This is a genomic window from Paenibacillus hodogayensis, assembly GCF_039536325.1.
GTDB lineage: Bacteria > Bacillota > Bacilli > Paenibacillales > NBRC-103111 > Paenibacillus_AB > Paenibacillus_AB hodogayensis.
The window spans coordinates 22,918-47,187 of record NZ_BAAAYO010000002.1; the positions used below are offsets into that span (position 1 = coordinate 22,918).

Here is a 24,270-nt window from a genome sequence, read left to right on the forward strand (position 1 = left end):
TTCAATCTGGGCGGTCCGGAAACAGCGCCTCCCGGTCGAATAGCTTGTAGACGGCCTCTTGCTCTTCCGGAGCAAGACCCCGGCCGTCGCAAAATTGGACATTCCTTCGGATCACCTCGGAGTTTTCCGCCCCGGTCAACGTTACGGCGATGCCGGGGTGGCCGAGACTGAAGCGCATGCCCGGTTCGATAAGCCCTCCATTCGACGTACGGCGTAGGAAGGCGATACGCTCCATCCTCTCCTGCGCCTGTATGACGATGTCTTTCTGCATAAAAGAAGCAGGCGAGTCCGCCAGCAGCCCCATGCCTAGCACGCTGCCATTGATCACCCCGATATTCAGCCGCTCGGCGAGCGGGATGACCGCGTCCTTGGCCGTATGGTCGATCAGCATATAGCGCACGTAAAATTGAATCGTATCGAAAACGCCCGTATGCATATACCGCTCCAATAGCGAAAGCTTGCGGGTACTGACGCCGATATGACGGACCTTCCCTTCCCGTCTTAACCGGTCCAATGCAGGTACGGCCTCGTTCATGACGCGGTCGAACGATTGGGTCTCGACGTCGTGAAGCTGCAGCACATCCACCCAGTCCGTCTGCAGACGGCGAAGACTGTCCTCCACCGACTGGTAGACGGTTTCGTAATCGTAGATCCGGTCGGAGGTGGCGGCTTTCGTAGCGAGCACGACCCGGTCACGCCGGCCGACCAGCGCTTCGCCGATCCGCTTCTCGGATTCTCCCTTCCCGTAGAGGGGAGCGGTATCGATAAACGTAATTCCCGCATCCAGCGCCTCGTGGATCATCCGCTGCACTTCTCCCGGATCGGTCTGACCGAAACCGCCCGCCAGCGGAGCCCCGCCGAGCCCAAGTCGGGATACCTTCAGTCCCGTACGGCCCAATGTCGTATATTCCATTTCTTCCATTCCTCCCTGTCGTCGTCAAAATCGCTTGATTTCGTCGAACCCAAAACGTTATCCTTCCGCCCTTGCTCCAGTAAAAAATCAGAGCTAATCCTGTGTATTCGGGAAGACTCGATCCTTTGCGGTGCAAGGGATTCGTCCATTTCATGAATACGGTTTGAGGTCTGACTTTGTACTAAGCTTGCGCCGGGGGCAAGCCGTATAGGCGTCTGGCGTTTTCCGCGCGTACAAGGCTCTTATCCCGCTCGCTCCATTCGGCCGGGAGCAGCTCTTCGAACAGCCGCACCACGTCGTCGTATCCGCCGCCGAGCAGGGCGACCGGCCAATCGCTGCCGAACAGAAGCCGTCCGGGACCGAATGAATCCGTCAAGTGCCGAACGTACGGGTTTAGCCGTTCGGGGTCGTATCCTCCGGCTTGCGTAATCATGCCGGACAGCTTGACGGCGACGTTCGGGAGCGCGGCCATATTTTCCATAAGCTCTGCCCATGGGTCCATAAGCTGCTCGCGGACGGGAGGGACTCCCAGATGATCGATGACCGCCGTCAGTCCGGGAACGTCCCTCAAATACGTCTCCGCCGCCGCAAGGTCGTCGGGGCGAACGAGCAGCTCCAACACAAGACCGGCCCGCTCCAGCAGGCGCAGCGCCTGCTTCAGCCCGTCCCCGGACATGCCTTCCTGCTCCCGGAGCAGGCTGCCGTTGACCCGAATTCCGGCGAACCGGGGATGCCCCGCCAGACGCTCAAGCTGCTCGCGGAACGTTTCGGTCAGCGGATTCAGGCCCCCGATGACGCGGACGGGCAGTGGAATCTGCTCGGCCAAATCAATCATATAATCCGTCTCTTCGACCGTGTGCGCCGCCTGGACGATGACCAGCCCTTCCACCTGATGCCGGTGCAAGGACGGCAGCAATTGTTCCGGCAAATAGTCCCGGTACAACAGTGTATTGCCCGGCTTCAGCCAGTCGTAATCGCCCCGGTCCAGCCTCCAAAAATGAACATGGCTGTCTATATACATGACATTTCCTCCCCATTCTTGCGAAATATGCGGCGAATTGCTCTCATTTGACCCGTCTCCCATATAGTAAATTGTAGGCCATCTCCGTTATAATCAAATAGCAAAACTTCCCCACCCTATGGATTATCTTCTCTTTGACGCATATAGGAGGCATCGGCCGTGGAGTTTATTTATACGTCCCCGCTCGGACTGGCGGACTTGGAAGTATGGGAGGTCGGCACGCAAGACTGCTGGCCCGGAGCGATTTTCGGGCCCGGCGTACGCGACATGTATATTCTTCACTACGTCCATGACGGACAAGGGACGTACGAGCAAGGCGGACGAGCGTTCCGGGTCGGACCGGGAGAGCTGTTCCTCATCGTGCCTGACGCCGTCCACGCTTACCGCCCCGATGCGGCCATGCCCTGGTCTTATTCCTGGATCGGCTTCAACGGCTCGTTCGCCGCCCGGTTCATTGAACAAGCGGGCTTCACGGAGATGCTTCCCGTGAAACAGGCCGATCCCGACCGTCCGGTAGAGCCGTTGTTCCGGGATATGATGGGCTGCCGCGACCTCCCGGCCAAAGAGCTGTTGCTTACCGGACTGCTGTACCGTCTGCTCGGCATGCTGGCCGTGCCGGACGAGACGGTGCCGCTACGAGCGAATGTCGGCGTTCACGTGCGACAAGCCGTCGCTTTTATGAACGCGCGGTACATGGAACGGATCGGCCTTGCGGATATTGCCAGTCATGTCGGGCTGGACGAGAAATATGTGTGCCGGCTTTTTCAACAAAGTCTGTCGATGTCTCCGTACCGGTACTTGACGGAGATTCGTATGCGCAAAGCTTGCCGCTTGCTCCGGCGGCAGCTGCCCGGCATCGCCGAGATCGCCCGGTCCGTCGGTTACCAGGACCCGCTGCTTTTCTCCCGGATGTTCAAAAAAACGCTGGGCTTATCCCCTTCCGCCTACAGGGAACAATCCCGCCGGCAATCGGTATAAGAAAAGTTCCGGTTATTGACAGACGGCAAATAGCGTGTTAGCATTAGTCACAACGTTTTACCGAGTTAACTCATTGGATTACTTTACTTTTTACCCGGACAGAACGATTTGTTGACCGGACAGCCGGAAGAGATATACCGAATCCCCATTCGGTCATATCTCCTTTTTTTTTCTTTCAGCCGCCATGGGGCTGGAAGCGACCCGCCAAACGTCCAACACTTTTGCGTTCCAGGGAGGAATCCACATGAAGTACCGCGCGTCCTTTGTCCTGCTTCCCTTTCTCGGCTCTCTGCTTCTATCCGCCTGCTCGGACAAAGGCAGTTCCGCCATCCCGGGCCCCGCCGGCGATGCCGCCGTCTCCGCGGTCCACGGCGTAGGGACCGCCGCGTCCGCTCCGCGCGAGCCGGTCAAGCTGTATTTTTACGTCAACGGGCCTACGCTGACGGATACGGAATTCAACCAGCTCATCGCCAAGCCGATTACCAACAAGTACCCCCACATCACGCTCGAACGCATCCAGCCCAAAACCGGGGTCACCATCGAGGACGTATTTACGACCACGCCGCCGGACTTTTCCCTGATCATCAATCCCCATCCGCTCATTCGCTTGAATGCCGCCGAGGATTTGCGGCCCTATATTCAAAAATACGGCTTCGATGAAAGCCGTCTGAAACCGATTCTGTACGACCATATCAAGGAATTCGGCAAAAGCGGGGAAATTATCGCCATTCCCTTCAACTCCAATCAGGCCGTTCTGTATTACAACAAAGATATTTTCGATAAATTCGGGGTCGAATACCCGCCTGCCGGAAAACAGCTTTCCTACGAGCAGCTGCTGGAGCTCGGGCGAAAGCTGACCCGGACGGTCAACGGTACCAACTACATCGGGTTTGAGCCCAACGGCGCCTCCGATCTGATGAGGCTGCTGCAGCTGCCTCTGCTCGACCCGGACAGCGGCAAGTCGCTGCTGCTGGAGCGTCCGGAATGGACGAGAGTGTTCTCTTTTCTGAAAAAAGTGTACGATACGCCGGGGTTTGTCGGCGCCAACCGGACCTACAGCTACGGACGGGATGCGTTTATGAAAGACCAGACGGTCGCCCTCCGCGTCGCCAACCTGGCGAATATGGTCGGTCCTCTCGAGGAGCTTCGTCAAGGTGGGGTCGAATTCAACTGGGATCTGGCGCCCAGCCCGAATTTCGAGGATCAGCTGCCGAAAGCCCGGGAGGCGCAGGTGCATTCCTTCGTGATTACCCGGACAAGCAAGCATAAGGAAGAGGCGTTTCTCGGGATCAAAGAAATTTTAACCGATGAGGTACAGCGGCTGCTTGCCCGCAACGCCCGGGTGCCGGCCGTCATAAATCCGCAGTTGGAGAAAGATTTCGGCTCGGACATCCCCGTTCTGAAAGGAAAGCGCATCGAAGATACCTTCGTCGGCCAGCAATTGAAAAACCACCGGATTCACGAATATGAAGATAAAGTCACTTCGATTTTGACCGAAGTGTCGGACGATATCGTCCTGAACGGCGCGGACGTCAACTCGGCGCTGCGCAAAGGGTCGGAAAAAGTCGACAAAGCGGTACAAACGCTCAAAAACCTCAATTAACCGGAGAAAGGAACGATCCCACATGTCCAACGAACAGCGCAAGCGCAAACTGCATATCAACGCGTTTATTTCGGCGACCGGCCACCACGAGGCGTCCTGGAGGCATCCGGTTTCCGATCCGAAGCGGGGTCTGGATGTCCGCTACTACGCAGAGCTCGCCCAATTGGCGGAAAAAGGGCTGTTCGACTCGCTGTTTCTCGCCGACGGCTATTACGGCCGCACCGCCAACAAGCTGGAGCCTTTCACGCTGCTGTCCGCGCTGTCGATGGTCACCCAGCACATCGGGCTGATCGCCACCGTCGGAACGACGTATAACGAGCCGTTTCATATCGCCCGCAAGTTCGCTTCCCTCGACCATATTAGCGGAGGCCGCGCCGGCTGGAATATCGTGACGACCGGGACGGAAGCGACCGCGGACAACTTCGGCTTCGTCAAGCATCCCGAGCACCGGCTGCGCTACGATATCGCCGAGGAGTTCGTGGAGGCGGCCAAGCAGTTGTGGGACAGTTGGGAGGACGACTCCGTCCTTTACGACAAAAACTCGGGAGTCAGCATTGTGCCGGAGAAGGTCGTCGACATTGATTTCAAAGGCAACACCTACTCGATCAAAGGACCGCTCAATATTCCGCGGCCGCCGCAAGGCTACCCCGTGTTGGTGCAAGCGGGCTCGTCGGAAAGCGGCAGGGAGCTGGCAGCCAAAACCGCTGAGGTCGTCTTCACGGCCCATCAAACGCTGGAGGAATCGCAAAGCTTCTATGCGGACGTCAAATCGAGGCTGATCCGGTATGGAAGAACGCACGAGCAGCTGCTGATCCTGCCCGGGCTAAGTCCGATTATTGCCGATACGGAAGCGGAAGCGAAGGAACAGGAGGAAGAGCTGAACGGTCTAATCAATGAGAAACGCGCGATCGCCAGCTTGTCCGGCCGGCTGGACATCGATCTGTCCGACTGCGATCCGGACGGCCCGATCCCGTACGACCGACTGCCCGGCGTCGAGGCGATCAACGGCCGGAAAGGCCGCTACCAGCTCGTCGTCGATCTGGCCCAAAGGGAAAACCTGACCATCCGCCAAATCATCCGGCGGTTGGCCGGAGCGCGCGGGCATATCACCTTCGCAGGGACACCCGTCCAGTTGGCCGATCTGATCGAACGTTGGATCGACGGCTACGGGGCGGACGGGTTTAACCTGATGCCGCAGCTGTACCCGAGCGGGCTGCAGGCTTTCGTCGACAAGGTCGTCCCCGAGCTGCAAAACCGCGGACTGTTTCGTGAGCGGTACGAAGGAACGACCTTGCGCGAAAACCTCGGCTTGGCCCGACCGGCCAATGCCCGGACGATCGAGAAGGCGGAGTCCGGCTCCGCGGCGGGGTAATTTTTTCAGATTCAGCAACAAGGGTTAATTCGCGCTCCCCGCATGGGGAGCGATTTTTTTATTTCTCAAAACACCTTCTGAGCCTCCCGGTCCTCCTTCAATATCTCCACCGCTTCGCGGAAACGGAGCGAGTGAATGATTTCCCGCTCGCGCAAAAACTTCAAGCCGTCCTGCAAATCGACGTCGTCGGTCATGTCGATCAGCCATTGGTACGTCGCCCGCGCCTTCTCTTCGGCGGCGATATCCTCATACAAATCGGCGATCGGATCGCCCTTGGCCTGGATATAGGTCGCCGTCCAGGGGACGCCTCCGGCGTTCTGGTAGAACAAGGCGTGGTCGTGGTTGGCGAAATGAGCCCCGAGTCCGGCTTCCTCCATCTGGAGCGGCGAAGCGTCCTTCGTCAGCTTGTATACCATGGTGGCGATCATTTCCAAGTGCGCAAACTCTTCCGTGCCGATATCCGTCAGCAGCCCGATCACCTGATCCGGGATCGTGTAGCGCTGGTTCAAGTAACGCAGTGCCGCGGCCAGCTCGCCGTCCGCGCCGCCGTACTGTTCCAGCAAAAATTTGGCCATCCGCGGGTCGCACTTGCTCACCCTGACCGGATATTGCAGTTTCTTCTCATACACCCACATGCACGTTCCTCCTGATCTGGCGAACGCCGCCATCGTCGTCTACGGATACAATCCCAAACCATACCGGGACCGCCTTTCACCCGCCCGGCAGCATGCTCTCCAAACCGCCGGACGTTTGCCGGAAAGCGATAGGCCGGATTGGCCTGCTGCTCGATCTATGTGCGCCTGGACGCGCAAGCGTCCGGCAACGGCGGAACCGCCGTCATACTTGCCAGGGCCAAGGGCTGTTTTTCCAATCCCATGGAAACCGGCTGAAGCTATGTCCGAATTGCAAAAGCGGGCCGAACTCGTTCTCGAACTCGCAGGCGATCGTCTGGCGGTGCAGCGCCATCTGGTTGAATTGCTGAACGGCCTGCAAATCGTCGGGATGCGTATCGAGATAGAGGGTCAGCTCGACCAGCACGAAATCTGCCTCCTGCAGCTTGCACAGCAGCTCGTAATAACGCGCGTCGACTTTGTTCATCCTAGCATCTCCTGCTCTCGTAAGGGCTGAAATAAGCCGGCCATAGCGTGCCGAACCTTAGCGCCTCGGCCGGACTGAACTGCGGTAAGTTCGGGGCTTGAAACGGCATCGTCACATTGGGCGGGATGATGAACGTTTTGACGGCAACCGGCGGACACGGGTCGAACGGTCCGATAAAGGGCCGCCATGTCCGCCACTGCGAATGCTTCGCTTTCGCCTGCTTCGACGGATAGGGATGATTCAAAGCGGCATCCTCCTTGCTTGGCATATTTGACGGCCGTATCGCCGCCTCTTTGCTAAGCATATGAGGATAGCTCGCTCCTCTTTCCTTTTTCTTGCTGCGAGTCCGTAGGAGCGTGTTCCACGCACTGAAGAAACGTTTGTCCGGGCAAGCTCCATGGTATATAATGAGCCGAAAACTTAGTGGCGGAAAGGCTGGTAACCGGATGATAAACGGCTTCTCTGCAGACTGGTCGCTTATGACGACCGGGTACAAATATTGGAGGAAAATCGAGCATTTCATGCTGGAGGCGGATACGTACCCCGACCACGCCCTGTTTGCCGTGGAGGAAGGGAGCTTCAGCTACGAGATCGGCGACCACCGGGGAGAAGCAACGTTCGGAGATCTCGTCTTGTGCCCGCCTGGGGTATCGTTCAAACGCAAAACACTGCATCCGCTTTCGTTTCATTTTGTGACGTTCCGCTGGGTGACATCTCTGCCCGTCGGCACTGCCGCGTTTCCCGAAGGAAAAGTGGCGATCGCGGACACGAAGCGGCTGTCGTCCACCTACCGGTACTTGCGACAAGGAGGCTGTAAAACCCCCCATATCCTGAATCATTACATCCGGGATATTTGGCAGCAGGCGGCCTTGGAGAGCGCCCCGCCCGTTCACGCGGATTCGCGTCAAGCCGAGTCCCCGCTCATGAACCAAGCGCTGTGCTACATTCAAGACAACGCCTTCGATACAATGAGCCTGGGCCGTTTGGCCAAGGAGCTGAATATGACCCCCGTTCAGCTCACTCGCCGCTTCCGCTGTGCCTTCGGACAAACGCCATCGGAGTATATTACGGAGCTGCGACTCGGCAAAGCGTGTACGCTGCTGGAGGAAACTTCGCTCAGCCTCGACCAGATCGCCGTTCAATGCGGGTACGAAAACGGCTTTTACTTGAGCCGGATTTTCACTCGTAAAAAAGCAGTCTCTCCGTCGCAATACCGAAAAGCCCATCAAGTATGACGGGCTTTCGTGCAAAGCTTGTTTGGCTGCCTCGTCGTCGGGGGGCGATTATTTGCCCCGCTCCGTCTCTACCATCTTGTTGATTTCCTCCTCCGCCTGGAGCAGCGCGGTGTTGACGTCAAGTTGACCCGCGTTGAACTGAACGAACTTCGCGCTAAGAATCGCTTCCGCCTTGCTGCGGTATTTGGAGGCAATTGGGTATTTGACCGGACGGCTTTTGAATATGCCCTGTACGTTTTTCCCTTTCATTACCTCTCTCCCCGCTCCGAAAGCGGCTTTGAACTGCGGATCTTTCATCGGCGTAACCCGGCCCTGCTTGGCGCTGGCCAGCTGCAGCTCGTCGGAAACGGCCGCTTCTATAACCTGTAAAGCCTGCTCCTTATATTTGCTCGGCTTTGTAATCATCATGACATTGACGCTGGCATTGCCATACGTGTTCGGCTTTTCCGGATAGCTCGGGTATTGCACGACGTCCCAGTTCAATCCGTCCTGGCTCGCCTTCTCCAACTCGTTGATAATGCTCAAATTCGCGTACATCGCCACCGTCTTGTCGGTGAGAAAGCCCTTTTTCGGATCGCTTTTATTTTCGTTGCCCGGTATGGCGTATATCGATTTCATCAGTTCGAACACTTTTTTCCACGAATCCGTGTTGACGGTCGCCTTATCCGTCTTATAATCGATCGCCGCTATGCCGAGAGGCTGGGAAGCCCATACGATGCTGCCGGGATCGAGTCCCCGGTACTGGGCGCCTCCGTCGGTACGCGTCACTTTTTTGGCAAGATCGATCACCTGTTCCCAGGCCATCCCGTCCGTCGGATACGGAGCGCCGAATTTATCGAAGATGTCCTTGTTGTAATACAGCGCGTGGTAGTTCAAATTGATCGGAATGCCGAACAGTTCGTCCTTCGTCGAAGCGATTTTGGCGTCCTCGATAATGTAAGGCTCGAACCGGCCGAGATTGAAGCCATATTGCTTGGTTAGCGGCATGATGTCGTACAGCAGGTCGAGCTCGTTGTAGGAAGCCATGTTGCCGTTATACGTAATGACGATATCGGGCGTATCGCCGGCGACGATCAGTTCGCGAAGCGTCGTCCCTTTGCCCGGCTTGATATAGTCCAGCGTGATGTTCGGATGCGTCTTCTGGAGGACGCCGGCAAGCTGCTCCATGAAATCGTCGTCCAAATTCGTACCGTCGAGCGATACGCGAATTTTGACGGGTGCGCTGCTGATCGCCGGCGCCTTGTTGCCGTCACCCGGTTCCTTTGCCCCCGCCTCCTGGTTATCCGCTTTCCCGCAGCCGCCAAGTACGACGGCCGCAAACAAAATGATGGAAATCGGTAGCGCGAATGCCTTTCTCATTCCAACCCCCCCAATCGTTTAAAAAATGTAATTTTAATTGCTTTACAGATAGTTCCATCATAATGTAAGCGATAACATAATTTGAATGCACCTGTTTTCAACCGAGAAATGCACTTTTTTTCATCAGAACGGCAAAAAAAGCCCCACGGCATCTTGCCATGGGGACAACGTTTACTGAAAATTACGGTACGAGGGGTTGCCATACGGATTGTTCACCGAGTTTTGGCCGTATCCGTTCGCGTAAGCGTTGGAGGCGGAATACTGTGCCGTCTGCTCGATTTGCCGACAAAGCTCGGTCATGTGCTGCATTTGCTGCATAGCCAGCTGATGGCCGTGCAAAGCGTTCTGGATCATCTGCGAAGCCTGATGCTCCCGTTGAGCCAGTTCTTCCAGACGCGCCGCATTTTGCTGCTCCTGCTGGAGAAGCTGCTGGTACGCCTGCGTCGCTTGCTGGGTTTGATTCATCAGTTGGCCGATCAGCTGCTCGCATTGCCGGATTTGATTCGTAACCTCGTGCATTCCGTAATTCCTCCTGTGTTTTAAAATAGAACCGCGTTTATTTTGTTCCTTTTGCGGCATTTCATGCATGTTGTCATGCATCCTGACAAAAGCTCCCCGAAGAACGTTGTCTCCGGGAAGCTTCTGGCACGCTTTATTTTTTCAGGCTGTTCCATGTTTTCTGGAACTCGTCGAACATTTGCTCCTTCGTCATCTTCTTGGCCACGTATGCTTGCATCGCATCGGCGAACTTCTTGCTCGACGCCTCGCCGCCCGGGAACTTGAACCAGTTCCAGCTAAGCGTCTTGTTGTCTTTGACGTATTTCATAATGTCGGCAGCCAATGGTCCGAGCGTCGCTTCATCGGCCGGGATCGATTTGAACGCCGGAATGAACTGGAATTCCTTCGTCATATACGTTTTGCCGATATCGGACGTCACCATCCAGTTGAGGAACTTTTTGGCCTCGTCCTTGACGGCCGAGTTTTTGTTGACGACCCAGTTGTTCGGCACGCCGACCGGCAGCTTGTCGTTGGCCGCCGCATCGTCGCTGATCGGCATCGGCAGGAAGCCGACCTTCAAGTTCGGGTTTGTTTTGGTCAACTGTACCTGCGTCCAGTTGCCCTGCTGCGTCATCGCCGCCTTGCCGGTGGCGAACGTCGTCACTTGGGTGTTGTAGTCGGTTTGCAGCGGGTTGGCGTTGCCGTATTTCAGCTGCAGGTCGAACAGCTTCACCCAGTTGTCGAAGGTGGCGTTGCCGGCGATTTTGGCCGTGCCTTTATTCAAGCCGTCAATGAACGTATTCGGGTTAGACTGGTACGCGAACGGCAGGTTAATGAAATGGTTGCCGAGCACCCACCACTCGCCGTAGCCGTTGACGAACGGGGTAATCCCCTTCGCTTGCAGCTTCTTGGCCGCATCCTCCAGTTGAGTCAGCGTCTTCGGCAGCTCGGTAATGCCGGCCTGTGCGAACAGGTCTTTATTGTAGACGAAGCCGTAGCCTTCCAGATTGAGCGGCTGGCCGTACAGCTTGCCGTCCTTCGTCATCGGCTCCTTGGCCGCTTCGACGAGATCCTTCACCCACGGCTGATCGGACAAGTCCTCCAGATGCTCCAGCCACAGATCGAGATCGGTAAAGCCGCCGTTGTTGAAAATATCCGGCTTGTCGCCCGAGCTGAACTTCGCCTTCAACGCGGCGCCGTAGTCGGCTCCGCCGCCGACGGTGTCAATTTGGATTTTCACGCCGGGGGTCTGTTTCTCGTATTCCTTCGCCAGCTTGGCCAGCTGCTCCGCGATTTCTACTTTGAATTGGAACATCTTGATCGTTACGTTTTTCGCTCCGCCGCCTGTCGAACCCCCGGAAGAAGGCTCCTTGCTGCCGCAGCCGGCCGCGACGATGGAGAGGGTTAAAGCGGACACGACACCGAGTATGGCTACACGCTTTTTCATTGAAGTTCCTCCCTTTTTTGAAATCTATTGTTTGATTTAGGTTCTACCTGTATTGTAACCACTGTCCTTCACCACCGACACGTACGGGGATGAACGAACAGGTGGAATTTTGTGAACCGCTTACCCTTTGACCGAGCCGGCCGTAATCCCCTCGATAATATGCCGCTGCATCGCCAGGAAAAACAGCACGATCGGCGTTACGCTGAGCACAAGACCGGCCAAGGCCAAATCCCATTGCTTCGTATATTGCCCGAAAAACGAATACGTCGCAAGCGGAATGGTGCGCAAATCCGGGCTGGCCAGTATTAATAAAGGCAGCAAAAAGTCGTTCCAGATCCACAAGCTGTTCAGCAGAACGACCGTGACGGTCATCGGCTTGAGCAGCGGGAACACGATTCTCCAAAACACGCCAAACGGCGAGCAGCCGTCCACGACCGCGGATTCTTCGATCTCCTGCGGAATCGACTTGACGAAGCCATGGTACAAAAACAAGTTAAGCGATACCCCGAAGCCGAAATAACAGATGACCAGTCCGGGAATGCTGTCCATCAGATGCAAGGTATCGGCCACTCGTACGAGCGGGATCATGACCGATTGGAACGGGATGACCATTGCCGAGACGAAGCCAAGCAGCAGCAGCTTGTTCAGACGGTTCGGCACGCGCACCATGCGGTAGGCGGCCATCGCGCTGATGACGACAAGGCCGACGTTGCTGGCGATCGTAATCATCAACGAATTGGCGAATACTTTGGGAAACTGCGTAATCTCCCATACCCGCGAATAGTTTTCGAAATGCAGCGACTTCGGCAAATTGGCCGAGTTGACGAGAAGATCGCCGAAGCTTTTCACCGAATTGACGATAACGAAGTAGAACGGTGCGAGAAACAGCAGGCCAAGCAGCACCGCCAACAGCTCCAGAAGCAGCGTGCGGGACGAATAGCGGGAACGCGCTTCCATCAGGCCTCCACCTCCCTTTTCTTCGTAAGGCTAACCTGAATGAGCGTAACCAGAGCGACGGCGGCGAAGAACACGACCGACTTCGCGGAGCCCAGTCCGAGCATATTGTTGCGGAAGGCGTCCTGGTAAATATTCAGCGCAATCGATTCGGTAGAGCCGAACGGCCCGCCTTTCGTCAGCGACATGTTCAGATCGAACATTTTGAACGCCCAGGAAATCGCCAGGAACAGACTTACCGTCACGGCCGGCATAATGAGCGGCACCGTAATGTGGCGAAGCATCTGCAGCCGGCTGACCCCGTCGATGCGAGCCGCTTCGATAACGTCCTTGGGCACGTTGCTAATCGCGGCGATATAGATGATCATCAGATAGCCGGCGCCTTGCCAGACGCTGACGATGACCAGCCCCCAGAAGGCAGTCGTCTCGTCGCCGAGCCACGGGAGGTTGAAGAAGCCGATGCCGGTCATCTCCCCGATCGTCGAGAAGCCTTTGACAAAGATAAATTGCCAAATAAAACCCAGCAGCAAGCCCCCGATCACGTTCGGCATGAAGAACACGGTCCGCAGCACATTGCGCGTCTTGAGCGCCTGGGTGAGCAGCTGGGCCAGCAAAAAGCCGAGCACGTTCGTCAGCACGACGCTCGCCACCGTAAAACGGGCGGTGAAGGCAAAGGAGTGGAGAAATGCTTGGTCATCGGTTAAGATGGTTTTATAATTGGCAAAACCGATCCATTTGATATCCGAGCTGACTCCGTTCCATTCGGTAAACGAATAATAGATGCTCATCAGAAACGGTACGAGCACGATCACGGCGAACGCCAGTACGGCAGGTCCGACGAATGCCGCCTGGAGCGACCATTCGGTCCATCTTTTACTGCGTTTCATGGCATCGACCTCCTTGATCTTTATACTTGTATTGTAAACCCGTATTTAATCCGATCAAACGTAACATCGTGATCTATTAGGTGGAACCTGATGACGTCGTGATCCCTGCAGGGCATGGCTGAAAGCGAGTTGAGACTCTGTTGTTCCGGACAAGCATTCGCAACAAACTGATTGCCTTCCTGCTCGCCGCGGTCATCGTGCCGCTGGCGACGTCGATTGCGATCAACTATGGGTATACGAAAAAAACGATCACGCAGGACAAAATCGAGGTCACCTCGACGCTGCTGGCGCAGGGCAAGGAAAACATCCGGCACTACATGGACACGATCCATCAGGCGACCTTGTCCGTCTACAACGACGCCAAGCTCAACGCGATCATCGAGACCGGATCGACCGATTATTTGAGCGACCAGGAAACGTACCGCGCGCTCATGCACATGGCCAATGTGATGCCGGACATTTACCAGGTGTACCTGTACATGGAGAAGGCGAAGAAGCCGTTCGTCATGATCAACGCCCTGCTCAAGCGGGTGCCGGAGCCCGGCTCGCCGCAGCCGTACCAGCCGGATTTCGGCGGTGCCGAAGTCATTGTCGAGCCCCCGCATCCGAGTCACGATTACGGCTTCGCGCCTACCGCCTATATCGCGCCGGCGACCGTCATGACGATGCACCGGAACATCCGGCGCGTGCCGTTGACCGAAGGGCTGGGCATTTTATCCATGGACGTCAATATGCAAGGATTGCGGGCGATGGCGGAAAGCTTGTACGACCCGGGCCGGGAGCAGTTCTATATCCTCGACCGCTCCGGGGCGGTCATCTACGGTCCGGATGAACGGTTATGGGGCAGCCGGCTGACCGGCGGGTGGGCTTCCGGTTTATTGGCCCGACCGGAGCAGGCCGGCAGCATGTTCGCCAAAGGCGAAGGCTTTCAGGGAGTGCAGGTATACGATACGCTGGAGACAAGTTACTTGAGCTGGACGATCGTCAAACGCATTCCCGACGAGGTTCTCTATAAGCAAGCCCGCGATTTGGCGCGGATCAACACGTTCGTACTGGCCGCTTTCTCGCTGCTGTCGATTATCGTGACCGTAGGCGTGGCCATCTTGTTCACGGCTCCGATCAAACGTTTGATCGGCTATATCGGCGCCATCCAGAAAGGCAATATGAACGTGGATATCGACATACGGCGAAAGGACGAATTCGGCCTGCTCGCCGCCAGGTTCCGTTCGATGATGCAGCATATCAACAATCTAATCGTTAAGGAATACCGGCTGGAGCTGGCGAACCGGACCAATCAGCTGAAGGCGCTGCAGGCGCAGATTCACCCGCACTTTCTATACAACGCCCTGCAGTCGATCGGCACGCTGGCGCTGCATATGAACGCCCCGCACATTTACAAGCTGATCTCCGCGCTCGGCAAAATGATGCGCTACAGCATGAACACGTCGGAAACAACGGTTCCGCTCGCCAAAGAAATCGATCATATCCGCTCCTACGTGGAGTTGCAGCGCAACCGGTTCGACGAGCGGTTGACGCTCGAGCTGGAGATGGACCCGGCCACGCTGCACATCCTGGTGCCCAAGATGACGCTTCAGCCGCTGCTGGAAAATTACTTCAAGCACGGCTTCGACGCGGCGTCCGAGACGACGGGGGCGATCGTCGTACGCAGCTCGTTTACCGAAGACGGACGCATCGCCATTAGCGTCGCCGACAACGGCAAAGGAGCGGACCCGGGTCAGCTGGACGAGCTTCGACTACTGCTGCGCCGGGCCGGCAATGACCTCGATGCCGAGCTCGACACGGCGAACGAAGGCGGAATCGGCCTCGTCAACGTGCTGTCCCGGTTGAAGCTGACGTACGGAGATACGGCCGATATGCGGATCGGAACGGTAAAGCCGCACGGCTTCGAGGTGGACATCCTTATTCCTGCGGAAAGAAACGAGGCTGACGATGAAAATCATAATCGTGGATGACGAAAAGCATGTGAGGGATGCGATCAAGCTGCTGATCGATTGGAAGGCACTCGGTATCGATACCGTACTAGAGGCGGCGGACGGGGCCAGCGCCATGACGCTGATCGCCGAGGAGCGACCGCAAATCGTCTATACCGATATGATGATGCCGAACGTGGACGGCATTTCCCTGCTCCGCTGGATCAAGGAAAACGCCCCTTCCTGCAAAACGATCGTCATCAGCGGCCATGACGACTTCGAGTTTGTGCGGGGGGCGCTCAAATACGGCGGTATGGATTACCTGCTCAAGCCGATCGACGCCGAGCAATTGCTGGACATTACGGAGAAGGCGCTGGGAAGCTGGCGCGACGAAGAGAAGGAACGGACGGAGGCGCACATGCGCTCGATGCGCATCAATTCGCTTCGCCCTGTCTATTACGACCGGCTGCTGTCCAACCTGATCCGCGAGCCGTCCTCCTATTCCGCAGAGAAGCAAACGTTCGCTCAGGAATTTCCCGGGCTGGCCGAAGGCGCTCCGTGCCGGATCAGCCTGCTTGCTGCGGATACGCTGCATGGCAAGCTGCGCGGCAAATTCGCCTCTCATACCGATCTGCTGTTGTTCAGCCTCGTCAACATCTGCAACGAGCTGCTTGGCGAGCAGCAGGCCGGTATCGCCTTCCGGCTGTGGGACAGCCGGCATCCGGTCGTCCTGCTCCATTGGGGTCGGACCGACCAAGCCCCGGCGCTGCTGGCTGCGATCAACGACGGGCTGCAGCGGACGTACCAAGCCCGGGTCGAATTCGGCCTGGGCGGCGTCCACCCGTTTCCTGGCGGGGTAAGCGAATCGTTCGGGGAAGCCGAGACGGCGCTGCGCCAGCGCAACCTGCTGAAACGCTCGTTATGGGTTCACGCCTTCGATCCGCAGCAGAAGCCGCACGCGGCCGAGCTTCACCTCTCCGAATTCGAGGAACCGATTCGGCTGGCTATCCGCAGCGCCAGCAAGCCGAAAATGGAAGAAGCCGTCGGGGGGTGGATCGGGGAGGTGCGCAAGAAAACGTTCGTTTCGTTGGAGCATCTGGAGCTGTGGAGCCACGAATTTCAGGCGTTGAAGTCGCGATGGGTGAAAGACTTTTTCCCCGGAGACGATGGAGACGTGCGCATACCCCCGGAAACGGCCGCCCTGCCGCTGCCTTTGAACGCGAACGGCGAACTGTCCCTGGATTTGTGGCGGGAGGAAATGAGCGCAAGTCTCTTCCGGTTGTCCGAGCTCGCCCGCAAGGTGACGCAGCAGGAGAGCCATTTGATCTACGAGATCGCCCGCTATTTGCAAAGCCGGATCGATCAGGATATTAGCGTCCAGGAGGTAGCCGCCCACTTTTATTTGAGCCGGGAATACGTCTCCCGCCGGTTCAAGCAGGAGTTCGGCGAGACGATCAGCGATTTCCTGCTGCGCCACCGGATGGAGCGGGCGAAGACGCTGCTATTGAACCCGGAGCTGAAAATCGTGCAGATCGCGCATATGACCGGCTACGAAGACGAGAAATATTTCAGCAAAGTATTCAAAAAGACGTTCGGCAAGTCGCCGGCGGAATACCGCAAGGAGCCTGCGGGCGGGGGCTGAGCGATAAAAAACAAAAAAGGAAAGTCCTGGTCGGACTTTCCCTTGGTGATTACAGATAAAGGAATAGAGCAATAATGGCTGCAAGCACAAAACGGTAAATGGCAAAAGGCGTGAGCTTGATCCGTTGAATCAGCTTCAGGAAAAAACGGATGGATATCAATGCGAATACGAATGCGCTGATAAAACCGGCGATAAAAAACGGCAGCGCCTCCGGCGTAAACGAATCCCAATGCTTGACCAGCGAAAGAAGGGTTGCTCCGGCCATAATCGGCACGGCCATAATAAACGTAAAGTCGGCGGCCGCGCGGTGGCTCATGCCGAGCAGCACCCCGCCGGAGATCGTCGAGCCGGAGCGCGAGAAGCCCGGCCACATGCCGAGGCATTGGAACAGGCCGATGCCGAATGCCTGCTTATACGTAATTTTATCCACGGTATCTACCTTCAGTACTCGCGGTCCCAGCTTGTCCGCAACGATCATCAGGATACCGCCCAACACGAGGCCGATGAGCACCGTGTGCAGGGAAAACAAATATTTGTCGATATAGCCTTCGAACAATACCCCGGCAACTCCCGCCGGAATGAGTCCGACAAAGACCTGGGCCAGCTTCAAGCGAGGTTCGCCCTTTCTGGCCGGAGCCGCTCCGGGCTTGCGCATTCTGCGCAGGCCAAGCAGATCGAGAATGCGATCCTTGAATACGACCACGACCGCCAAGATCGAACCGAGCTGGATAACGACCTTGAACGAATTGGCAACCGAGGCTGGAAACAGCTCTTTCGAATGAAGCAGCATATCGTCAACCAAAATCATGTGCCCGGTGGAAGACACCGGCGCAAATTCCGTCAAGCCCTCGACGATCCCGAGCACGATCGCCACAAAATATTCCCACACACCCACGCTCTTGCTTCTCCTCTCTCTACTACAAACAGATTTTGACTTTTCAAAGGCCAACAAAAAAGACGACGAAAGCGATAAAAAGGTTCGATACCGCTTTGCCGCATTCAAAAAAAAACGGAGATGCCGCCAACCGCGCTTCCAATCGAGCCTCGGCGCGCACCCCCGCGCTTTCCAAACGCCTGCCACTTGCTTGCCGTATCAGCGCCGGGTTCGAAGCCTCCCGCTCCGACTTACGTCTGCTCTTCGCTCTCCTGAGGCGTCTTCACCTTCGTTATGTTTACCCGCATAATCCGCAGCCGATCGGTCTCGGCTATCTCGAATAAGTATCCGCCGTACTCCACGCTCATGCCGTTCACCGGCACATCCTCCAACTGCTTGAACAGCCAGCCGCCGATCGAATCGACCTCTTCGTCCTCGATGAGGATATGGAACATATCATTAATGTCTTCCAATAGCATCCGGCCTTCAACCGACGTCACTTCGCCGTTCACCTCGACGCTGGAACGCCCTTGGTCGAATTCGTCCATCATTTCGCCGACGATTTCCTCCAGAATGTCGCCAATCGTCACAAGCCCGGCCGTGCCGCCGTATTCGTCGATAACGATCGCGATTTGCGAACGCTTCTTCTTCATCAGCCGCAGCACATGACTGACCTCCATCGACTCCGGAACGGTCAAAATCGGACGGATGAACGTTTTCAGCTGTTGCTCTTCGTCGGGATCGCACGTCAGCAGATCGGTAATGTGTACGAAGCCGACGATCCGGTCTTTGTCGCCTCTCGCCACCGGATAACGGGTATGCTTGGAGGCGTATACGGTTTTCAAATTTTCTTCGAAGGACAGCGTCGTGAACAGGCAGTCCATGTCCGTACGCGGCACCATGACCTCGCGGGCCAGCCGTTCGGAGAACTCGAAGATGTTGTCGAACAGCGCCATCTCGTCCTTGTCGATATGACCGCTGCGTGCGCTCTGGTTCATCAGGATGCGAATCTCTTCTTCCGTATGAGCGGCTTCGTGCTCGCTCGCCGGTTCTACGCCGAACAAGCGCAGCAGCCGGTTCGCGGCCCCGTTCAACAGCCAGATGGCCGGCATGAACAGCTTGTAGAACAGCATCAACGGAGTGGACAGCCACATCGAAGTGCCCTCGGACTTCTGGATCGCGAGCGACTTTGGCGCAAGCTCGCCCAGTACGATATGCAAAAACGTAATGACGCAGAAGGCGATGATGAACGACACCGTATGGCCCCATAACGCATCGCCAAATCCCAGTCGGGCAAGCAGCGGGTCTACGATCAGTCGCGATATGGCCGGTTCCCCGACCCAGCCGAGTCCGAGCGAAGCAAGCGTAATGCCGAGCTGCGTGGCGGATAAATACGAATCGAGATTGTCCGTCGCTTTAAGCGCCGCTTTGGCTTTGCTGTTCCCTTCGTTGGCAAGCTGCGTAAGCCGGGATTGACGCACCTTGACAAGCGCGAATTCGGCGGCCACGAACAAGCCATTCAGCAAGACGAGCACGAGCACGAGGAGCATGTACAACAGCAGTTCGATCCAATTATAGTCCACTGGTCACTCTCCGGTAACTCCCGGAGAATTCCTCCTTTTCGTGCGCGATTGTCCCCATGAGGACGGGCTTGTGCTACACATAAGCCCGGCGCCGCTTGAAATCGACATCGCGGTAATAGGCGTCGGCCACAAGCAGGTTAGGCCCGCAGCAGGCGGCCGCGTCGCAATGGCAGTCGACCCCGGATTGAAGCGGATGGGCTAGCCAGCGGTCGAACACCCCGTTGAACGAATCGGTCGCCATATTGCCGAGCGAAGATAAATCGGCGAAGTCGGTTACGAACAAGTCGCCGGTGAACAGGTTGACGTTCAGCCGGTTTCTGCCGTCGGGATCGTTGCGTACCGTTACATTCCGCTCGCGGCGGAGCCGCCTGACGATTTCCTGATCGGCAGGGACGGAGCTGCAAGCAAAAAACGGCAAAGTCCCGAACAGCATCCACATGTCCGGATCGCGGTTGTCCAGCAGACGGTCGATAGCCGCCCGGATTTCCTCGAGCGACAGCTGCGGGAGATCGGCGGCGAAAGCGCTCGGATACATCGGATGCACCTCATGCCGCCTGCAGCCCATTTCGCCGATTAGCCGGTGAATATCCGCTATTTTGTGGTGAGTGCGGAAGTTGATCATCGATTCGGCGGAGACGAACATCCCGCCCTTGCTGAGCTCCGCCGCATTGCGCATCATCCGCTCGTACATCGCCGAGGCCGTCTCCCGACCGACCGGGTGCCCGGCATGGGCGAACCCGACGCTATGGAAATCGTCGGCTCCGGTGTAGTTGAACGAGATGTGCATCACGTCGAGGTACGGGGCCATCTGCTCGTAGCGCGACAGGTCGAGCGTCACGTTCGAGTTGATCTGCGTCCGCACCCCGCGCTCCCGCGCATATTTCAGCAGCGGCACGATATAGTCGCGCACCGTCTTGGCCTGGTATGACGGCTCCCCGCCGGTGATGCTGATCGTCTCCAGATGCTCGACCTCGTCCAACCGCTTCAGCACGTCCGCCAGCGGCACGCGCGCGCCCTCGGTCATCGTCAGCGCATCGCCGACCGCGCAATGCTCACAGCGCATATTGCATAAGTTTGTGACGGTAAATTCCACGCTGGTCAGTACGTGGCGCCCGTACTGCCGCAGCGACCGGATCGGGTCCCATGGATCGTAATCCGGCGACAGCGGCTGCAGGACAACCGTTTGATCGTTTTGTCTCATTATGGCCTTTCCCCACCTGACTGTTCCTTATCTTACCCATTTTACCCGAAAGCGGTGCAAAAAGAAAACCCGTACACACGGTTCGCGCGCTTGCGGCGGCTTCCGTTTGACGGGCAATGGCTCTATATGACATTCGTCAGCTTGACGTCTCCTACGCCGACGACGATCAGGGATAACTGCTTGGACAGGTCGAGCTCGTAAGGCTGCCGGATCGTCTGACCGTCGGCATCCTCCAGAATCCGCACGACCGGCCGCTGCGGGAACTGGCCGTTTACATCGACGACGACGCCGGTTTCCCCGGTATTGAGGGTCACTGTGACGCCGAGCGGATAGATCGCCACCTTGTCGCGGAAATGCTCGACCTTGCTTTTCTCATAAAGCGTATCGGCTCCCGCGTACAGCTGCTCCATTGCCTGGTGCGGCAGCATCGCCTTCCGGTAAACCCGGGTGGACGTCATGGCGTCGTACGAATCGACAAGGCCGATCCATTTGGAAAAGTCATGAATGTCCGCTCCGACGATCCCTCTCGGATAGCCGCTGCCGTCCATCCGCTCATGGTGCTGCAGGGCGCAATGGGCGGACAGAAGAGGAATATTAGGCTCGTCCTTCAACAGCTTGAAGCCGAACTCGGCATGCTTCTTCATCTCTTCGAACTCTTCCTCCAGCAGACGGCCGGGCTTGCGCAAGACGTCCATGCGGATTTTCGTCTTGCCGATGTCGTGCAGCAGCGCGCCCAGACCGAGCATCGTCAAGTCGCTGCGCGAATAGCCGTCGGACAAGCCGAGCATCGTAGCGTAAATGCATACGTTCAAGGAATGCCGGTACAAATAATCGTCCGCTACGCTGATGTCGGTCAGCATGATCATGGCATTCGGATTTTGACTCAGGTCGTCGATAATGAGCGTCAACGCCTCCTTGAACGCCTTGCCGATAAACGAGTGCCCGACCGAATAGCGGGGCGCCGAATCCAGCATTACCTTCTTAAACTGAGTCCGTATCGTGCCGAGCGCCTCGCGTCTCGTCTCGTCGCGAAGCGGATCGTTGGCGACGATGTCGTCGGTTCGCGAATCCTCTATGTATAAATGAGCAATCCCATATTGTGCCAGCCGTTCAATCATTCTCTGCGACAGCTCCACATGCTCCGCCAGCAGCACGAGTCCTTCCTCATTGAACACTTTCTTCCCGAGCCGCATGCCGGGGCGGCACAACTGTATCGGCACAAGCCTCATGATTTCTCCCACGCTTCTCTTCAATTTCACAATCCGCTTTCTTTAATGTATCGGATCGCGCGAGAAAGAGCAACAGAAATCATCACCATTCGACAAAAGTCCCATTCAAAAGATGGGTATAATTACCTAAAAACCTACTGTGTACATGTAAATTAGCACAATAGCCGCCAAGACGAAGCGATAATACGAAAAATAAGTCAGCTTCAGCTTGCCGACCAGCTTGATGAACGTGACGACGGCGACGAGGGCAACGACGAACGAAACGATGAAGCCGACCGCCAGGAAGCCGATGTCGTCCGCCGTCATCGAGCCGAAGCTCTTCAGCAGCTCGTAGCCGGTTGCCGCGCACATGACCGGTATAGCGATCAGGAAGGTAAAGTCGGCGGCGGCGGCGCGGCTAGCCCCGGCCAGCATCCCGGCGGCGATCGTCGAGCCCGAGCGGGAAAATCCCGGCCAAAGCGACAAGCATTGCGCCACCCCGACGAACAAAGCCTGCCGGTACGTAAATTGGTCCATATCCGTGGCCGAAATTCTCGGCTGCTGCTTCTCGCCGATAATCATAAAGATGCCGCCGGCCACGAGACCGATTACGACCGTCTCAGGCATAAACAGCAGCTTGATATAGTCGCGCAGCACAAAAGCGAGACCGAGCGCCGGCACGATCGCCAGCGCGATATGAATCAGGTTAAGGCGCTTCGGCTTCGCCCGAACTTCCCGATCGTTCAGCCCGAACAGGCGCAGCACGCGCCGCCAGTAAATGATCGCAACCGCCAGAATGGCGCCAAGCTGGATGACGACCTCGAACGTATCGGCCTTGTCGCCCGTAAAGCCGATCAAATGGCCGACCAAAATCATATGACCCGTCGAAGAGACGGGTAAAAACTCCGTCAGCCCTTCAACGATCCCGATAATCAACGCTACCCATAAGCTGAACATAAATACCGATTCCTCCCGATGACGGCAAGTTAAAATGAAACTGAAAACCAGCGCTGAGAAGCGCATTGCCGAACTTCCTCTTCGTCGTCCAGCTGCTGTGCCAGTACGTCGCGGATAAATTCGGGCAAAAAGTAGGAGACCGTTTCCCCGCGGCCGAGCGACAAGTAGCCGATGCCGAACGTGAACATATCGATCGTGCCGACCCGGTACGTCCGTCGTACGTCGAGCGTTTCCCCGTTTACGGTAACGGAGCGCAGCTTGGCGTAAGGCTCCGCTTCCTCAGCGTATTCCGCGCGAATTCCGGACAAGCACAGCGTCCCCAGCTCCTTGCCGCGAAAGCCGAAGCCCTTGATCGGCTTATGGATAAAATCGCCGAGCAGCGCTTCCTCCAGCGCCAGCAGCAAGTCCGCCCCGCTCAGCAGCACGAGGCAAGGATTGATCGGGGACGGGCATATTTCCAGCAGCTTGTACTGGCTGATCTCGCCCGCCTCCAGCTCTTGCAAAATTTGCCCGGCGTTGACGATTCCGACCTCCGCTCCGGTCGAAAGGCGTAGGCCCGAAGCGAGCAGGTTGCCGAGCTCGGATTCCCGCTCCCAGCTTAACGCGAGCGGCCGCTGCAAGAAAGCGACCGGACGGGCCAGCCTCAGCCGACTCGCTTCCTCCTCCTTGCGGATAATCGACTCCACAACAGGCAGTGGAGAAACGTTTTCCGTCTCCAGCACCCCTCCGGCGACAAGGCGAAGCGTCCCTCCGTCTTTGTCGTAGGCAAACTCCAGCTCGCCCACATGCCTGCCATGGCTGCCGGCCGCCGCTACATACGTCCGGCCGATCTGAAGCGGCTGCTCCAGCAAATGATGCGTATGGCTGCCGATAATCAGATCGATGCCGGCAATGCGTTCCGCCATCGCCTTATCGTTGTTGATGCCCAGATGGGAGACGACGACAAGAACGTCCACTTCCGGGCGAAGCCGTTCAACCAGCCGCGCCGCTTCCGGAATAGGCTCGGCAATCGACCAGCCGAGCAGCGAGTAGAAGTCCGGATAATAGGCCGTCAGTCCGATGATGCCGACGCGGATGCCGTCGCGCTCCTCGATCCGGTACGGTTCCATCCAGGAAGGAGGCTCGCCCGTAGCGGCATCGAGCAAATTGCCGCACACGACCGAATAGCCCCGCCTACGACCGTAGGCGATGCCGAGCTGCTCCATCGTCATCGTCAACCCTTCGTTATTGCCGGGTACGATCACATCGTAGCCGGTCTCATTGAGCACCGCGATATTGGCCAGACCAGTGCTTCCTTCGGTCTCTGGCCTCATCCGGTCCATATGGTCTCCGCCGTCGATTACGATGGGTCGATGTGGCGCATGTTTGTCCCGCAATTGGCGGAGTACGCCCGCAATACGGGGCATCCGTTCGAAATGGCTGTGTATGTCGTTCGTATGAAGAAGGACCAGTTTTCGCTCGTCCATGCTCCAAGTCCGCCTCCTTCGCTTCCTTCATCACCATACATTC

22 protein-coding genes are annotated in these 24,270 nt (G+C 57.0%); 6 read left to right on the forward strand and 16 right to left on the reverse strand.

The features are described 5' to 3' along the window. Position 1: 1 nt before the first annotated feature. Positions 2-913: an aldo/keto reductase gene (locus ABD796_RS05770; RefSeq protein WP_344904353.1), complete on the reverse strand. Its 912-nt coding sequence runs from the start codon at positions 911-913 to the stop codon at positions 2-4. A gap of 181 nt (positions 914-1,094) precedes the next feature. Further along, positions 1,095-1,934 (reverse strand): amidohydrolase family protein, encoded by an 840-nt coding sequence (locus ABD796_RS05775; RefSeq protein WP_344904356.1) that lies wholly within the window; start codon positions 1,932-1,934, stop codon positions 1,095-1,097. A 159-nt stretch (positions 1,935-2,093) separates the two neighbouring features. On the opposite strand from ABD796_RS05775, the gene ABD796_RS05780 reads away from it, so the two are divergent. The 3 genes from ABD796_RS05780 (at position 2,094) to ABD796_RS05790 (ending at position 5,887) form a co-directional block, all read left to right on the forward strand. Continuing rightward, a complete protein-coding gene (locus ABD796_RS05780; RefSeq protein WP_344904359.1) occupies positions 2,094-2,912 on the forward strand; it encodes an AraC family transcriptional regulator in 819 nt (272 codons plus the stop codon). Between the two features lie 244 nt (positions 2,913-3,156). Beyond that, positions 3,157-4,515, forward strand: a complete 1,359-nt coding sequence (locus tag ABD796_RS05785) for an ABC transporter substrate-binding protein (RefSeq protein ID WP_344904362.1) — start codon at positions 3,157-3,159, stop codon at positions 4,513-4,515. Between the two features lie 22 nt (positions 4,516-4,537). Beyond that, positions 4,538-5,887, forward strand: coding sequence for an LLM class flavin-dependent oxidoreductase (locus ABD796_RS05790; protein WP_344904365.1), 1,350 nt, complete (start codon positions 4,538-4,540; stop codon positions 5,885-5,887). A 65-nt stretch (positions 5,888-5,952) separates the two neighbouring features. On the opposite strand, the gene ABD796_RS05795 is transcribed toward ABD796_RS05790, so the two are convergent. The 3 genes from ABD796_RS05795 to ABD796_RS05805 all read right to left on the reverse strand — a co-directional run bounded on the left by ABD796_RS05795 (position 5,953) and on the right by ABD796_RS05805 (position 7,160). Further along, a complete protein-coding gene (locus tag ABD796_RS05795; protein ID WP_344904368.1) occupies positions 5,953-6,522 on the reverse strand; it encodes a manganese catalase family protein in 570 nt (189 codons plus the stop codon). A 202-nt stretch (positions 6,523-6,724) separates the two neighbouring features. Further along, positions 6,725-6,985 carry a spore coat protein CotJB gene (locus ABD796_RS05800; RefSeq protein ID WP_344904370.1) on the reverse strand — a complete coding sequence of 87 codons (261 nt, stop codon included), beginning with the start codon at positions 6,983-6,985 and terminating at the stop codon, positions 6,725-6,727. 1 nt (position 6,986) lies between these two features. Continuing rightward, a complete protein-coding gene (locus ABD796_RS05805; RefSeq protein ID WP_379121282.1) occupies positions 6,987-7,160 on the reverse strand; it encodes a spore coat associated protein CotJA in 174 nt (57 codons plus the stop codon). Between the two features lie 271 nt (positions 7,161-7,431). Here ABD796_RS05805 and ABD796_RS05810 point away from each other — a divergent pair, with 271 nt between their 5' ends. Next, positions 7,432-8,220, forward strand: a complete 789-nt coding sequence (locus tag ABD796_RS05810; RefSeq protein ID WP_344904376.1) for an AraC family transcriptional regulator — start codon at positions 7,432-7,434, stop codon at positions 8,218-8,220. Positions 8,221-8,268: 48 nt separating this feature from the next. Here the strand turns inward: ABD796_RS05810 and ABD796_RS05815 are convergent, their stop codons facing one another. The 5 genes from ABD796_RS05815 to ABD796_RS05835 all read right to left on the reverse strand — a co-directional run bounded on the left by ABD796_RS05815 (position 8,269) and on the right by ABD796_RS05835 (position 13,365). Further along, a complete protein-coding gene (locus tag ABD796_RS05815; RefSeq protein ID WP_344904379.1) occupies positions 8,269-9,579 on the reverse strand; it encodes an ABC transporter substrate-binding protein in 1,311 nt (436 codons plus the stop codon). A gap of 171 nt (positions 9,580-9,750) precedes the next feature. Next, positions 9,751-10,098 (reverse strand): hypothetical protein, encoded by a 348-nt coding sequence (locus ABD796_RS05820; protein ID WP_344904382.1) that lies wholly within the window; start codon positions 10,096-10,098, stop codon positions 9,751-9,753. Between the two features lie 133 nt (positions 10,099-10,231). Further along, a complete protein-coding gene (locus ABD796_RS05825) occupies positions 10,232-11,524 on the reverse strand; it encodes an ABC transporter substrate-binding protein (RefSeq protein ID WP_344904385.1) in 1,293 nt (430 codons plus the stop codon). Positions 11,525-11,644: 120 nt separating this feature from the next. Then, positions 11,645-12,481, reverse strand: coding sequence for a carbohydrate ABC transporter permease (locus ABD796_RS05830; RefSeq protein ID WP_344904387.1), 837 nt, complete (start codon positions 12,479-12,481; stop codon positions 11,645-11,647). Then, positions 12,481-13,365, reverse strand: coding sequence for a carbohydrate ABC transporter permease (locus ABD796_RS05835; RefSeq protein ID WP_344904389.1), 885 nt, complete (start codon positions 13,363-13,365; stop codon positions 12,481-12,483). The genes ABD796_RS05830 and ABD796_RS05835 overlap by 1 nt, the downstream gene beginning before the upstream one ends. Before the next feature lie 140 nt (positions 13,366-13,505). Here ABD796_RS05835 and ABD796_RS05840 point away from each other — a divergent pair, with 140 nt between their 5' ends. Both ABD796_RS05840 and ABD796_RS05845 read left to right on the forward strand, forming a co-directional pair. Continuing rightward, positions 13,506-15,338: a cache domain-containing sensor histidine kinase gene (locus ABD796_RS05840; RefSeq protein WP_344904392.1), complete on the forward strand. Its 1,833-nt coding sequence runs from the start codon at positions 13,506-13,508 to the stop codon at positions 15,336-15,338. Next, entirely contained in the window at positions 15,316-16,938 is a 1,623-nt protein-coding gene (locus ABD796_RS05845) for a response regulator (protein WP_344904395.1), read from the forward strand. Before ABD796_RS05840 ends, ABD796_RS05845 begins: the two co-directional genes overlap by 23 nt. Positions 16,939-16,987: 49 nt before the next feature. Here the strand turns inward: ABD796_RS05845 and ABD796_RS05850 are convergent, their stop codons facing one another. The 6 genes from ABD796_RS05850 to ABD796_RS05875 all read right to left on the reverse strand — a co-directional run bounded on the left by ABD796_RS05850 (position 16,988) and on the right by ABD796_RS05875 (position 24,227). Then, positions 16,988-17,827 carry an undecaprenyl-diphosphate phosphatase gene (locus ABD796_RS05850; RefSeq protein ID WP_379121286.1) on the reverse strand — a complete coding sequence of 280 codons (840 nt, stop codon included), beginning with the start codon at positions 17,825-17,827 and terminating at the stop codon, positions 16,988-16,990. 236 nt (positions 17,828-18,063) lie between these two features. Next, complete coding sequence (locus ABD796_RS05855; protein WP_344906260.1) at positions 18,064-19,362, reverse strand: hemolysin family protein; 1,299 nt, start codon at positions 19,360-19,362, stop codon at positions 18,064-18,066. 106 nt (positions 19,363-19,468) lie between these two features. After that, positions 19,469-20,596: a radical SAM/CxCxxxxC motif protein YfkAB gene (gene yfkAB / locus ABD796_RS05860; RefSeq protein WP_344904401.1), complete on the reverse strand. Its 1,128-nt coding sequence runs from the start codon at positions 20,594-20,596 to the stop codon at positions 19,469-19,471. Between the two features lie 122 nt (positions 20,597-20,718). Continuing rightward, complete coding sequence (locus tag ABD796_RS05865) at positions 20,719-21,855, reverse strand: HD-GYP domain-containing protein (protein ID WP_344904404.1); 1,137 nt, start codon at positions 21,853-21,855, stop codon at positions 20,719-20,721. A gap of 96 nt (positions 21,856-21,951) precedes the next feature. Continuing rightward, positions 21,952-22,761, reverse strand: a complete 810-nt coding sequence (locus ABD796_RS05870; protein ID WP_344904407.1) for an undecaprenyl-diphosphate phosphatase — start codon at positions 22,759-22,761, stop codon at positions 21,952-21,954. Between the two features lie 29 nt (positions 22,762-22,790). Then, positions 22,791-24,227: a bifunctional metallophosphatase/5'-nucleotidase gene (locus ABD796_RS05875; protein ID WP_344904410.1), complete on the reverse strand. Its 1,437-nt coding sequence runs from the start codon at positions 24,225-24,227 to the stop codon at positions 22,791-22,793. Between the last annotated feature and the right edge of the window lie 43 nt (positions 24,228-24,270).